The organism is Flavobacterium sp. N502540, from assembly GCF_025947365.1.
Taxonomy (GTDB): domain Bacteria; phylum Bacteroidota; class Bacteroidia; order Flavobacteriales; family Flavobacteriaceae; genus Flavobacterium.
Map to the genome: position 1 here is coordinate 4,382,917 of NZ_CP110012.1, position 12,756 is coordinate 4,395,672.

The following is a 12,756-nucleotide window of genomic DNA, read 5'->3' on the forward strand; positions in this document are numbered from 1 at the left end:
TTAAATTCTGCCGGTTCCCAAAGCTCAATTTTGTTACCGTCAGCATCCATAGTGTGAACAAACTTCTATAATCATAAGTCGCAATTTCATCGAGTACCTTAAGTATGTTGAAACCTTAAAAGATATTAATACTAACTGCTATAAAGTAGGTTTTTCTTTGTTTATTGTATATTTACATTTCAATCTAAATACTTAATTAAATGGGAATGATAGGAAACTTACTTCGAGCAAGTAAAACAAAACTTGAAAATTACATCAAAGATAGCGCTACTTTAGAGGATGATATTTACAATGAAAATGCGCCTTTAGATGTAACAATTATTGATATTGATAAAGCTTGGGATGGAATTGTTTTTTTACTAACGGGTGACAGTGCTTTAAATTCTCCAAAACACCCTTTTTATAAAATTTTGTTTAGCGGCCAAATAATTGATAATGACCAGGATTTAGGATATGGCCCAGCTCATTATTTAACACCTGAACAAGTCATAGAATTTAGTAACAAAATTTCTGAAATCACAACTGACGATTTAAGACAAAAATACGATCCGCAGAAAATGCAGAAATTAGAGGTTTATCCAGAAATTTGGGAACGTGATGTAGATGAAGCTTTTGATTACTTAAATGAATATTTTAAAGATATACAGCAATTTTACTCTGATGCTGCAAAGAATAAAGAAGCAATTGTAACTTATATCAACTAAATTAACTACTTCTTCAAATAAAATAAGAGCTCGATTATTAATAATCGAGCTCTTATTTTATTTACTTATAATTAACCATTCACAATTAATTCAAACTGGTTCCCAAAGTTCAATTTTATTACCGTCAGTATCCATAATGTGAACAAACTTTCCATAATCGTAGGTAGCAATATCATCAAGTACTGTTACACCGTTTTCTTTTAGCTGTTTGACAAGAGCTTCAATATGCTGCACGCGATAATTAATCATAAATTCTTTTTTGGAAGGAGAGAAATACGCATCATCCTTCTTAAACGGGCTCCATTGAAGAGATTCTACGACCTCAGGAGTGTCTATTTTTCTGGATTCAAAAGTAGATCCCCAATCGTTAACTTCAAGTCCTAAGTTTTTAGCATACCAATCTCTGGTTTCTTTTGGGTTTTCTGAAAAAAAGAATATGCCTCCAACTCCGGTTACTTTTGGTGTCGGGTCAGAAGAGGAGGGGTTGGTTTGATTTTTTTGGTCTTCCATAAGATTTGTTTTTAGTACTAAGATAAAACTATTCTTCTTTATTAAAACGGTTCCTACATCATCTTTAAAAAATTAGTCTTTCAATCCTTTTCCCTGAAGAATCTGATCCGTCATATTTTCTACCCTGGACGCTCTGGTTTTAGATTGTTTTGGGCTTGAAAAATACAGTAAGTAAGCCCGTTGACGGCCTGGAGTTAAAGCGTTAAAAGCAATTTCAAGAGCCTTGTCTTCATCTAGTTTTTGTTGAAATTCTTCTGCAATCTCAAATTCGGATGTTTTCTTTAATTGTACTTTCAAACCGGCTTTTTCTATTTCAATGGCCTGATAAATATACGTCTTTAAGATTGCTTTCTGAGCTTTGATTTCGTCAAGATTCGTAAAACGAATTTGTCTTGCGGCCTGAACATTCTCACTCTGCTGTATTAGAATTCCGTCCGTATCTTTCATTAAGGCTCCTTTAAAAAACAGAAAAGCACAATACTCTTTGAAAGAATGTATCAAAACAACATTATTACCATGCAGAGTATAACAGGCTGTTTCCCATTTTAATTCTTCTGTTAAATGGCAATCCAGCGCAATTTTTCGTAATTCGTCCAGTTCTTTTTGCCATTTTTCAGCATTCTCAAAGTAAAGATCAACTTTAGGGTTCATATGCTATTGTTGTTAAAAATCATTAAACTCTCAAAGACCCTCTAAAACCTCTGGCTGCATAATAAGATTCGGCGCCATTATGATACACAAATACGGTATTGTAGCGAAAATCAGAAAACAACGCACCACCCAGTTTGCGAATTTCAGAAGGTGTAACAATCCAGCTTGAAGTTTTGGCATCAAATTTACCCAGTTTTTGAAGTTCCTTGTATTGCACTTCATCTAAAAGTTCAATTCCCATCTCTTCGGCCATGTTTACAGCACTTCCGGCAGGTTTGTGTTCTTTTCTTTTTTCGAGTGCCTCATGATCAAAACACAGACTTCTTCGGCCTTTTGGACTTTCGGCAGAACAATCGAAGAAAATAAATTCTCCCGTTTTCTCGTCAAATCCAACAACATCCGGTTCGCCTTCGGTTCGTTCCATCTCATCGAGTGACCAGAGTTTTCCGGGATTTGCCTCCAGTTTTTGCTGAACCTTTTCCCACTCGAGACCAAGGTGTCTCTTCATATTGTTCTCAAAACGGATTTGTAGTACTTTTAATAATTCTTCGCTTTGTTCTGTTGATAGTTTGTTTTTCATTTGGGTTTGATTTTTTAGAAGCTAAATGTTTTTGAGTGTAAAAATTTCACGGTTATTAGTAAAAATTGACTAATTTGCTAAAATCGCTTTTCTTTCTAAAGGTCTGAAGTACCAGGACACAATAGTCAAAACAATAAGCAATACCGGACCAAATAATTCTTTTGGATGGTCTCCAACTACTAAATGCGAAAAAACAGCACCCGTCATGGTAAAGAAAAAGCCCGCATAAGCCCATTCTTTTAGTAGTGGAAATTTAGGAATTAAGATAGCTGCGGTACCTAATAATTTCCAAATACCAATCAATGTTAAAAAATACACCGGGAACCCTAAATGCTGTATCATGCCTTCCTGTTCTTTTATTTTTAGCATTTGTACGATTCCTGTAGCAGTCATTCCTAACGCCAGCCATAAGGTAGCAACCCAATAGATGATTTTGTCTCTTTTTTTCATGATTTTATAGTTTAGTTTAAGTTAGTTTAATTTAGTTTTCTGGCAGCGAATTCTTGTAATCTGTTATGAGCCATATTGATTCCCTGAGCAAAAGGCAGTTTTAACATTTGATCTCTAAGTGCAGCAGATCTGTAAATAATATGCATTTTTAACTGACTGGTTTCTTCCGTTATCGCCTCAAATTCAAGAAATTCAAGCTGAACCGGAAAAGGAGAGTTCTCCATTTCAAATGTTCGCGTAATCTTCTGTTCCGGAAAAAACTCATGAACCACTCCGTTAGCTTTAAAAACTACATTTCCTTTAGGGTCGGAAGTTTCAAATTGCCAGCTGCCATACTTCTTATTCTCGAGTTGTATTACTTTGGTTCCCATCCATTGTTCAACAATCTCGGGCTCTGTATAAGCCATGAACAATAATTTTAGAGGAAGATCAAATTCTCTTGTAATTAGTAAATCTTGCTGACCTTCTTCGGCAGTAATTTTCGTTTTTCGTTCCATAATTTGGTTATTCTTTCGGTTTATAGTTTTTCATGATACTTTCCAGTTTGTTAAAACGATCGTCCCACATTTGACGGAACGGTTCTATAAAATCAGCAACTTCTTTCATTTTTCTGGCATTAGTAACGTAATAAATTTCCCTTCCATTTTGCGTTTGCTCCAGGAGTTCACATTCCGTTAATATTTGAATGTGTTTTGAAATAGTTTGTCTTGAAGAATTAAAATTTTCAGCAATAACTCCCGGAGTCATTGACTGGATAGCCACTAAGCTTAAGATTGCCCTTCGGGTAGGGTCGGCAATTGCCTGAAATACATCTCTACGAATTTCCATTGTGCAGTTATTTGACAGCAAATATAATGCAGTTATTTGACTGCGCAAAATTTTCGACGATATTTTTTAAGAATATTTTATCGCAATTACAAGATTGTCAATGTTTTTGTGGCTTCCGAACGATGAAACCGCAGAGTAGATAAGAAGTTAACGGCTCGCAATTTTAAATTCCATTCGGGCAAGAAAGAGTATAATTGCAATTTCCACGAGAAAATAGAATACCGCTAAATAGGTTAGGTGGGTATAAAGATAGAGTAACAGGCCTGCCGTGATACCACAATATAACAGGTTTGCAAAAGCAATAATTTTTAGACAACCTCGCCAGTTCTCATTCGCTAGCCAGTAACTCGCAAATGAAGACGCCATAAGCAGACAGGCTAAAATAGCAAGGAGATAAAGTGTTTTTTTAGGAACGCCGAAGTAGATTTCCAATTCAACCAATACGACACCCAACAAAAGGGTAGAGAATAAAGCTCCTAAGCCGTCGATCAGAAATATTTTTTTCGAATTTAAAATCATAGGTTCTATTTTTGGGGGACATTTGTTTTAGTTTATTAAAGTTAGGCTTAAAATATTAAATTACAATAGTTTGACCAAAAAAAAGTTAATGAAGAAATTCACTTTCAGTAGCGTTTTATTGCTTAAAAAGAGATTGGAGAAGAGCTCCAAATAAAAAACCACTCTTTCCGGTTTATAAAAGAGTGGTTTTATTGTTTTAAGGTGTAAAACATTATATTTTTTTGAGGGTAATTTTCATTTCTTTACTGTCTAGTGTCAGTTGATCTTCCGTTATGATACTTTGACAAGGGTAAGGAGTGCCGGTTTCATCCTTTATGACTAAATTTTTACCACCTTTTGTTAAAGCATAAGTACCATTGGTGATTTCCTGAGTAAGATATCCGGTAACATGTCCGTCTTCTGTAAATGTAAGTGTGCCCTGAGTTAGAATTACATTTTTCATAGAATCTGAAATCGGTAATTTAGGCTCTACAGCAGTAATTTTCCAGGAGTTCACCAATTTATTTCGACCTTTATGACATGAAATCATTAGTACGGCCAGTAATGCAATTGCGAAGATAAATAATTTAGATTTTTTCATGATTTTGTGGTTATATGTTAAACTACAGAAAATTACAAAATTTATTCTAATTAAAAATCTAAAAATCAAATATTTATAAAATTACTGTCACACATGAAAAACCCATAAATCTAAAGGGGTTTGTGCCTGGACAGCTTCGGAAAAACTAGTTTAAGGTTAGCTCTCCCAGAATTTCTTCATACATAAAAGGTCCACCCGGATATTTGGCTGTATAGTCTAAATTCATCCATACCTGTCCGCGTTCGTCTATGTGGTAGTGGATTTTTTTGCCATAACTTTCTTTTACAAAAAGCACATTTTTGATCAGGTAATTTACTTTTTCCAAGTCAATTGTTGAACCGATAAGTATTTCAGGGTAAATATGTCCTTTAGTATGAATCAATCGGGGAGTTCCGCCAATCGATCGAACTGCCGCGGCCATCAGAATAGAATGATCGTCGCAATCGCCTGAAAAGTATTCTAAAGACTCACTCGCAGTTGCAATATAATCCCCTTCTTTAGGATCATTAACATAATTCCAACGGCTGTTGATTTCCTTAAACACGGCAAAACACTGAATAATGGTTCTGTAATCAGAATAACCTTTATGGCCTTTAAAATGCTTAGAAGTAGCCATAATGGCAAAGTTTCGAACCTTTGGATTCTGATACTCTATCGCATTGATAATTTTAGATTTATTAGGAAACGGAAGTAATTTTGCCACAATAATATCCTGTGGGAATGGATTGTCAGACATGGTGTAAATCATCGAATTGTAGTCTTCGGAGATTTCACTGAAGCCGTAATTTCCAATAACCGACCCGTAGAACAATACTAATAAATATACTGCAATGCAGAGTATAATGATGGTTCTGAGCAACATTAGAAGAAAGAAAATTGCAGTAAAAACCAGTACAAAAATCAAAACACGATCTAAATTGAATGCCCATTGTAAATCGATCAGATTTTGATGTAATATGATAAAAATTGGAACCGTAATTAAAAGACTCAACAGCATAATAATAATCCTGTCCCAGGGTGATTTCACCTGTAATTTGGATTTTAATTGCGGAAAGTCAATTTTAGGAAATTTTATCATAAGATTCAAAAGCAGTTTTTACAGCGCTTTTACGGTTTCAACAAAAGTACTTTTTTTCTCAATAATTCCCAGATCAAATAACTGATTTTGAATTTTGATAAAAGCTTTCTCAGTCAGTTGCTTCTGAGACCATTGGGTTAATTTTAGCCACTCCTGAATGTCTTCTTGTTTTTGATTGAAAAGGCCTGCCAGAGTTTTGTCAATATTTGGAATCTGAGCAAAATCCTCAGTTGTTCTATTGATTATCTCCAATATCTTCTCGACTATTTTAGGGTTCTTTTTCAAAAACTCGTCTCTGACGGCAATTACAAACGATGGCCATGGAGTAGGGCAGTCACCAACTCTTCTGAAAATACCTTTATCAACCAGTGGCTTGGTCATAAAATGCTCCCACATAAAATAATGGGCAGTTCCGTTAGTCAATGCTTCAACAGCGCCGTCAATTGTATTTATGATTTCAAACTGTAAATTATCGGTTTTCCATCCTTGCTCATGTGCATTGACATAAGCCATCAACTGAGATCCTGAACCCAATCGTGAAATGGCTGCTTTTTTATCTTTAAGATCTTTTACGGTCTCAAAAGTTGATTTTGCAGCAACATGAATCCCCCAGATCAAAGGTGATTGTACGTAGATCTGAACAATTTTACTTGGATTTCCTGCTGCAATATCTTTCAGAATACCTTCCGTCAGAATAACGGCAATGTCAGCTTCATCATTGCGAAGCATCTGACACATTTTGCCGGTTCCTTCCGGAATGTCTTTCCATTGTAAATCAATATTTTCGGCTTCAAATTCACCATTTTCAATGCACATTTGCCATGGTAAATTGAAGTGCTCAGGAACACCTACAATTTTTACAGTTTTCATTCTAAGTTTAGTTTAAGTTGGTTAAGAGTATTCTAAGTTTATTGGGGCATTAATTTTTTAATAAATCAGTTCTGTGTTTGTCTGATAAACAAGGTTCGGCAAATTCAATCACAGCATTTGCTTCGTATTCTGATAATAAGTTTTTTACAATCGAATAATCGGTGTTTTTTGCAATTTCGACTGCAAGAAAGGTATCATTTAATGCTTCTGACAAACAATTGATTGCTTTTAATTTTTCGCGTATAATTTCTTTATCAAATTCTTTTTCAAGAATAAGAACCTGTACGATCGAGTTTCCTGAATGTTCTATGGTTTCTTTGTGAATGAAACACTTTTCATTTTCATCATATTCTGCCCTAAAGGTATCATCAGTAGCAATCAAAGGACCGAAAAAGGGAATGTTATCCAATTTAAAAAGACCTTTCTCTGAATCTAAAATTTCTGCCCACATGGTTTCCGATACTATTTCTTCCAGGTAAGTGCTGTAGTATTTGAACAGGATTTTTTTATGCGTTTCTGCCATTATTTCATTTTATATTTATTGCAACCTCTATTAATTAATCTCATCGATCACTGCTTTCAAAGGCGATATCACAATGCGATAACCGTCAGGATCTAAAAACATCTTTCCGTTCTCATTCCAGAAAGGATTGGTTGCAGTTAAGATTGAGATATTGTTGCGTTCAATTCTGTCTATCAATTCGTTGTAGTCAATAATTGACTTTGGATAAAGTACAATTACATCATCTTCATCAAATGTATGATTTGCTTTTACTTTTGATTGTGTAAATTCAAAATGCCAGTCGGATTGTGGCATTCCAAGAAATACACCATCGTAATCTTTATGTTTCTCAAAGCTGCCCAAGAGTTCAAAACCAAGGACATTGATATAAAAATTAGCTATTTTTTCAATATTATCGGTATGTCGGGCAACTCTTAAAAACATAATTTTAGGATCTTATTTGATTAATATGATGTTCTAAATGTTCTACATAATCAGTCATTAGAAACTTTAAATCAATTACAGAGGCATCGCTTAAAATGATCTCATAATTCAAAGCTTTTTTATCCACATTCTTCATGATCCTTACAATTTGACGGTTTATGGAAAGCCAAAGCTGTGTAAGATCATTAATGTCCATGCTTTGATACTGATTTAAATTTACCAGATCCATTTGATTGTAAGGTCTGTGATAATAGGGTTTTTCCAGATAATTAATTTCTGTAAAACGAACCAGATTATGAATCCCTGAATCAACCAAATGTCCGATAACTTCTTTTTTTGACCATTTCCCCGGGATTTTAGCCTCTAAAATTTCACTTTTCAGAGAAGGGAAATAGGCCGAATTATCCTTCAGTAATTTTTCAAATTTTAAAATAGCATTTTCCATGAATAATCTAATTTCCGAATGGATTATAGTATTGAATTAATTTCCTGCCAGTTTATCAAGGGTATACGCAATAAGTGCATCAACCGCTTTATAAGGATCCTCGCTAAAAGTTCCCGAAGCACGATTGGCGATAATTGCATTTAACGAAAGCGCATTATGCCCTAAAAGAGCAGAAAGTCCGTATATCGCTGCAGTTTCCATTTCTAAGTTGGTAATTCTTTGCTCGTCAAAATTAAAATTATCCATTTTACTGTTTAATTCCTGATCCTGAATGTTCAAGCGTAAAACGCGTCCCTGTGGTCCGTAAAAACCTCCGGCTGTAGCAGTGATTCCTTTAAACATTTGATCCGATTCGATAATTTTTTCCAGTTTTTCAGAACATGCAATAGCATAAGGTTTTCCTTTTTTAGCATCCCAGTTTGTATGCTTGATGAAAGCCTCTTCGATATCAGCATTCGAAACTTCGTCAATTAGATAAGAACGAAGCATGTTATCAAGTCCCAATCCGTATTTAGACATCACAAAACTGTCTACAGGAATATCGGTTTGTAAAGAACCTGAAGTTCCAATTCGTATAATATTCAAAGAGGTCAGATTTTCTTTTGGCTGACGGGTTTCAAAATCGATGTTTACCAAAGCATCAAGTTCGTTTATTACAATATCAATATTGTCTGGACCAATTCCCGTTGACATTACCGATATTCTTTTTCCTTTATAGATTCCGGTTTGGGTTTTAAATTCTCTTTTTTGTGTAGAATATTCAATAGAATCAAAAAACTGAGTGATTTTTTCAACTCTGTTTTGATCTCCTACGAAAATAATATCGTGCGCAATATGTTCAGGACGAAGGTTTAAATGGTAAACACTCCCATCCGGATTAAGTATTAATTCTGAATTTTGTATCATTTTTTTTAAGGTTCTAAGTTTCTTTAAGGTACTAAGGTTTTAAGTTTTTTTGTTTCAGGTTGCTTTAACTTGAAACTTGTAACTTGAAACATTTCATCCGCCAACTCTTTTAGTTTTGAATCCTTTAGTTTTAAGGATTTCCATAATTTTGTCCCGATAATCTCCCTGAATAATTATAGAGGCGTCTTTAAAAGTTCCGCCAACACTAAGTTTGGTTTTGATTTCTTTAGCCAATACTTTGAAATCTTCGTCTGATCCTTCGTAACCTTCGATTATGGTGGTGGCTTTGCCTTTTCGTTTTTCGAATTTGCAAATCATAGGTTCCTTTTGGATATAAAGAACATGATCTTGTTCCTGAATCTCTTCAGGTTCATTGGATTCGACATGATCCGGAAACAAATTTTTTAATTGATCTTGTAAGTCCATAATTTTTATGCTAAAAAATAAATGCTAATTAAAGATAGTATGTAAAAATCAAATTCCAAATCCCAATGATGAGTTTGGGATTTGGAATTTTTAAATTTTGGAATTTAATTTAGGTTTATTTCTTGATTAAACCTAAATCTACCAAGCGTTCGTATAAATAATCTCCAGCTGTAATATTTTCGAATTTCTTAGGATTCTCTGCATCAATACAATTTTCCAAACAATCCAGCTTCATATCGCTTACCGGATGCATAAAAAACGGAATAGAATAACGAGAGGTTCCCCATAATTCTCTTGGTGGGTTAACTACCTGATGAATAGTTGATTTTAATTTGTTGTTTGTATGTCTTGACAACATATCTCCAACATTAATTACCAACTGATCGTCTTCAGCAATAGCGTCAATCCATTCGCCATCGTGATTCTGAACCTGTAATCCTTTACCCTGAGCACCCATTAATAAGGTAATCAAATTGATATCACCATGAGCAGCCGCGCGAATTGCATTTTCCGGCTCAGTAGTGATAGGCGGGTAGTGGATTGGTCTTAAAATAGAGTTTCCGTCTTTCGCATACTGATCGAAATAAAACTCATCCAGACCTAAATGTAAAGCTAAGGCTCTTAATACATAAACACCTGTTTTCTCAAGCATTTGATACGCCTCTTTACCTACAACATTAAAACGAGGTAATTCCGTAACATTTACGTTCTCAGGATACTCTGCTGCATATTTAGAAGAAGCATCCACGTACTGGCCAAAATGCCAGAATTCTTTTAAATCTCCCTCTTTGCGTCCTTTAGCATGTTCTTTTCCAAAAGAGACATAACCTCTTTGTCCGCCAATACCGGGAATTTCATAATTATGCTTAGTTTCTATTGGCAAAGCGAAAAATTTTCTAATTTCGCTATAAAGCTCGTCTACCAACTGGTCGTCTAAAAAGTGACCTTTTAGGGCTACGAAGCCAATGTTTTCAAATGCACTGCCGATTTCATTTACAAATTTTTGTTTACGTTTCGGGTCGTCCGAAAGGAAATCACGTAAGTCTACACTAGGAATGTTTTGCATACTTTACATTTTTATTTAAAGATAAAAGGCGTTGTAAAACCTTTCAGTAACAAAGGTAGAGAATATTTTAGAATTCAATTTTAAAAGTTATACTAAAATTAAAATTTTCTAACAAAAAGCTATAAAATTGTTATATTTTTCTATATTTGAAATACTAAAAACTAACCGCTAATGATCTTTTACAGACAAAACCTAACTGACACTCAATTATTAGACTTATATAAAAAAACTCTCAAACCCCGATTAATCGAAGAAAAGATGCTCATCTTAATTCGTCAGGGAAAAGTTTCCAAATGGTTCTCCGGAATAGGGCAGGAGGCCATCGCAGTAGGGGTTACCTCTATTTTAGATGACTCAGAATATGTGCTGCCTATGCACCGAAATCTAGGCGTTTTTACCAGCAGAAATATCCCGTTACATCGTTTATTCTCGCAATGGCAAGGAAAAGCAAACGGTTTTACAAAAGGAAGGGACCGCAGTTTTCACTTTGGTACTCAGGAATACAATATTATCGGTATGATTTCGCATTTGGGTCCGCAACTTGGAATTGCAGACGGTATTGCACTGGCACATAAACTTAAAAATGAGAATAAAATAACAGCTGTTTTTACAGGTGAAGGTGCTACTAGTGAAGGTGATTTTCATGAAGCGCTGAATATCGCTGCCGTGTGGAAATTACCCGTCATGTTTGTAATTGAAAACAACGGTTATGGATTATCTACACCAACAAACGAGCAATATTTTTGTGAAAACCTGGCAGATAAAGGAATAGGTTATGGTATAGAGAGTCATATTATTGATGGAAATAATATAGTGGAAATCTATAATAAACTGGCACAACTGAAAGAAGAAATGCAGAAAGATCCACATCCGGTTTTGCTGGAGTTTAAGACTTTCAGAATGCGTGGCCATGAAGAAGCGAGTGGTACCAAATATGTTCCGCAGGAGCTAATGGACGAATGGGCAGCCAAAGATCCGGTAGCAAATTACAAAAAGTATTTAATAGAAACCGGTGTTCTGACCACTGAATTTGACGAACAATTACACAGTTCCCTTAAACAGGAAATTGATGAAAACTGGGCTATGGCAAATGCAGAGCCGGAAATCGTTCCGGATTATAGCAGTGAATTAAATGATGTGTATAAACCAGTTATTTATGAAGAAGTTAAAGCTAATTCAGATGTAACTAATATTAGATTTATTGATGCCATCAGCAGCAGTTTAAAACAATCGATGGAACGGCATGAAAATCTGGTGATAATGGGGCAGGATATCGCTGAGTATGGCGGAGCTTTTAAAATCACGGATGGATTTGTGAAGTTGTTCGGGAAAGAACGTGTACGAAATACCCCAATTTGTGAGAGTGCAGTTGTTTCTGCGGGAATGGGATTGTCAATCAACGGTTGTAAAGCTATTGTTGAAATGCAGTTTGCCGATTTTGTTTCTACAGGTTTTAATCCAATTGTAAATTTACTGGCCAAATCACATTACCGTTGGGGAGAAAAGGCAGATGTTGTGGTACGAATGCCTTGTGGTGGAGGAACTCAGGCAGGACCCTTTCATTCGCAGACCAATGAAGCATGGTTTACTAAAACTCCGGGACTGAAGGTTGTTTATCCGGCCTTTCCTTATGATGCAAAAGGATTATTGAATACTTCTATAAATGATCCGAATCCGGTATTGTTTTTTGAACACAAACAATTGTATCGCAGTGTTTATCAGGATGTTCCTGTAGATTATTACACTATCCCGTTAGGAAAAGCAGCCTTATTAAAAGAAGGAGATTCGATCACTATTATAGCTTTTGGTGCCACCGTTCATTGGGCATTAGAAACGCTGAATAAAAATGCTGAAATAAAAGCAGATTTAATTGATTTAAGAACTTTACAGCCTTTGGATACCGAAACTATTTTTAATTCGGTTAAAAAGACAGGAAAAGTAATCATTTATCAGGAAGATACTTTGTTTGGTGGTGTTGCGAGTGATATTTCGGCCTTAATTATGGAGGAATGCTTTGAATATTTAGATGCTCCTGTAAAAAGAGTAGCCAGTTTAGATTCACCTATTCCGTTTACCAAAGCATTGGAGGATCAGTTTTTAGCTAAAAATCGATTTGAAGATGTTTTATTAGAATTATTGAAATATTAATTACAAATAACAAATAGTTTTGCATAAAGAACATTTTTTTTATCTTTAA

The 12,756-nt window shown here is 35.0% G+C and carries 18 protein-coding genes; 2 read left to right on the top strand and 16 right to left on the bottom strand.

Going from position 1 to position 12,756, the window contains the following annotated elements; all coding sequences use genetic code 11:
* Positions 1 to 200: 200 nt before the first annotated feature.
* Entirely contained in the window at positions 201 to 704 is a 504-nt protein-coding gene (locus OLM58_RS18375; protein ID WP_264530055.1) for a YfbM family protein, read from the top strand.
* 90 nt (positions 705 to 794) lie between these two features.
* On the opposite strand, the gene OLM58_RS18380 is transcribed toward OLM58_RS18375, so the two are convergent.
* The 16 genes from OLM58_RS18380 to OLM58_RS18455 all read right to left on the bottom strand — a co-directional run bounded on the left by OLM58_RS18380 (position 795) and on the right by OLM58_RS18455 (position 10,559).
* The gene (locus tag OLM58_RS18380; protein WP_264530056.1) at positions 795 to 1,214 is read right to left on the bottom strand and encodes a VOC family protein; all 420 of its coding nucleotides are present in this window, start codon (positions 1,212 to 1,214) and stop codon (positions 795 to 797) included.
* 72 nt (positions 1,215 to 1,286) lie between these two features.
* Positions 1,287 to 1,865, bottom strand: a complete 579-nt coding sequence (locus OLM58_RS18385; protein ID WP_264530057.1) for a YdeI/OmpD-associated family protein — start codon at positions 1,863 to 1,865, stop codon at positions 1,287 to 1,289.
* A 22-nt stretch (positions 1,866 to 1,887) separates the two neighbouring features.
* A complete protein-coding gene (locus tag OLM58_RS18390; RefSeq protein ID WP_264530058.1) occupies positions 1,888 to 2,445 on the bottom strand; it encodes a DUF4256 domain-containing protein in 558 nt (185 codons plus the stop codon).
* A gap of 69 nt (positions 2,446 to 2,514) precedes the next feature.
* A complete protein-coding gene (locus OLM58_RS18395; protein ID WP_264530059.1) occupies positions 2,515 to 2,895 on the bottom strand; it encodes a DoxX family protein in 381 nt (126 codons plus the stop codon).
* A 26-nt stretch (positions 2,896 to 2,921) separates the two neighbouring features.
* The gene (locus OLM58_RS18400; RefSeq protein WP_264530060.1) at positions 2,922 to 3,392 is read right to left on the bottom strand and encodes an SRPBCC domain-containing protein; all 471 of its coding nucleotides are present in this window, start codon (positions 3,390 to 3,392) and stop codon (positions 2,922 to 2,924) included.
* Positions 3,393 to 3,399: 7 nt separating this feature from the next.
* Positions 3,400 to 3,723, bottom strand: coding sequence for an ArsR/SmtB family transcription factor (locus OLM58_RS18405; protein WP_017498276.1), 324 nt, complete (start codon positions 3,721 to 3,723; stop codon positions 3,400 to 3,402).
* Between the two features lie 147 nt (positions 3,724 to 3,870).
* Positions 3,871 to 4,242, bottom strand: coding sequence for a hypothetical protein (locus tag OLM58_RS18410; protein ID WP_264530061.1), 372 nt, complete (start codon positions 4,240 to 4,242; stop codon positions 3,871 to 3,873).
* Between the two features lie 211 nt (positions 4,243 to 4,453).
* Positions 4,454 to 4,822, bottom strand: a complete 369-nt coding sequence (locus tag OLM58_RS18415) for a hypothetical protein (RefSeq protein WP_264530062.1) — start codon at positions 4,820 to 4,822, stop codon at positions 4,454 to 4,456.
* A gap of 145 nt (positions 4,823 to 4,967) precedes the next feature.
* Positions 4,968 to 5,900 (bottom strand): transglutaminase, encoded by a 933-nt coding sequence (locus OLM58_RS18420; RefSeq protein ID WP_264530063.1) that lies wholly within the window; start codon positions 5,898 to 5,900, stop codon positions 4,968 to 4,970.
* 18 nt (positions 5,901 to 5,918) lie between these two features.
* Positions 5,919 to 6,770, bottom strand: coding sequence for a substrate-binding domain-containing protein (locus tag OLM58_RS18425; RefSeq protein WP_264530064.1), 852 nt, complete (start codon positions 6,768 to 6,770; stop codon positions 5,919 to 5,921).
* A gap of 49 nt (positions 6,771 to 6,819) precedes the next feature.
* Positions 6,820 to 7,293 (bottom strand): DUF4265 domain-containing protein, encoded by a 474-nt coding sequence (locus OLM58_RS18430; RefSeq protein ID WP_264530065.1) that lies wholly within the window; start codon positions 7,291 to 7,293, stop codon positions 6,820 to 6,822.
* A gap of 30 nt (positions 7,294 to 7,323) precedes the next feature.
* Positions 7,324 to 7,716, bottom strand: coding sequence for a VOC family protein (locus OLM58_RS18435; protein ID WP_017498282.1), 393 nt, complete (start codon positions 7,714 to 7,716; stop codon positions 7,324 to 7,326).
* Positions 7,717 to 7,720: 4 nt separating this feature from the next.
* On the bottom strand, positions 7,721 to 8,161 hold the full coding sequence (locus OLM58_RS18440) for a DinB family protein (protein WP_264530066.1): 441 nt from the start codon (positions 8,159 to 8,161) through the stop codon (positions 7,721 to 7,723).
* A 36-nt stretch (positions 8,162 to 8,197) separates the two neighbouring features.
* The gene (locus tag OLM58_RS18445; protein WP_264530067.1) at positions 8,198 to 9,067 is read right to left on the bottom strand and encodes a nucleoside phosphorylase; all 870 of its coding nucleotides are present in this window, start codon (positions 9,065 to 9,067) and stop codon (positions 8,198 to 8,200) included.
* Positions 9,068 to 9,160: 93 nt separating this feature from the next.
* Positions 9,161 to 9,493, bottom strand: a complete 333-nt coding sequence (locus tag OLM58_RS18450; protein WP_264530068.1) for a translation initiation factor — start codon at positions 9,491 to 9,493, stop codon at positions 9,161 to 9,163.
* Positions 9,494 to 9,608: 115 nt separating this feature from the next.
* Positions 9,609 to 10,559 (bottom strand): isopenicillin N synthase family dioxygenase, encoded by a 951-nt coding sequence (locus OLM58_RS18455; protein ID WP_264530069.1) that lies wholly within the window; start codon positions 10,557 to 10,559, stop codon positions 9,609 to 9,611.
* 171 nt (positions 10,560 to 10,730) lie between these two features.
* On the opposite strand from OLM58_RS18455, the gene OLM58_RS18460 reads away from it, so the two are divergent.
* Entirely contained in the window at positions 10,731 to 12,707 is a 1,977-nt protein-coding gene (locus tag OLM58_RS18460) for a dehydrogenase E1 component subunit alpha/beta (protein WP_264530070.1), read from the top strand.
* Positions 12,708 to 12,756: the final 49 nt, after the last annotated feature.